Origin of the sequence: Paraburkholderia sp. SIMBA_027 (assembly GCF_046535315.1) — a bacterium.
GTDB classification, from domain to species: domain Bacteria; phylum Pseudomonadota; class Gammaproteobacteria; order Burkholderiales; family Burkholderiaceae; genus Paraburkholderia; species Paraburkholderia tropica.
Window position 1 is genome coordinate 1 of the sequence record NZ_JAWRWY010000411.1, and the last position, 278, is coordinate 278.

At 55.0% G+C, this 278-nt stretch carries 1 protein-coding gene; it reads left to right on the forward strand.

Annotated elements, in window-relative coordinates; genetic code table 11:
* On the forward strand, positions 1-278 hold a 278-nt coding region (locus SB764_RS39620), incomplete at both ends, for a hypothetical protein (protein WP_410866699.1).

The following is a 278-nucleotide window of genomic DNA, read 5'->3' on the forward strand; positions in this document are numbered from 1 at the left end:
CTGCGCGCGGCAATATCGGTTATATCGGTCCGGTGCCGGAGCGTGCGCTGCAACTGGGTATTGAGGCCAGCAACATCAACCCGAAAGGGGTTATCGACTACCTGCATTACTATCGCTCCTTCAAAACCGAGTACGAACTGGCCTGTATGCGTGAAGCGCAGAAAATGGCGGTCAACGGTCATCGTGCGGCAGAAGAAGCGTTCCGTTCTGGCATGAGCGAGTTCGATATCAACATTGCCTATCTGACCGCGACCGGTCATCGTGATACCGACGTACCT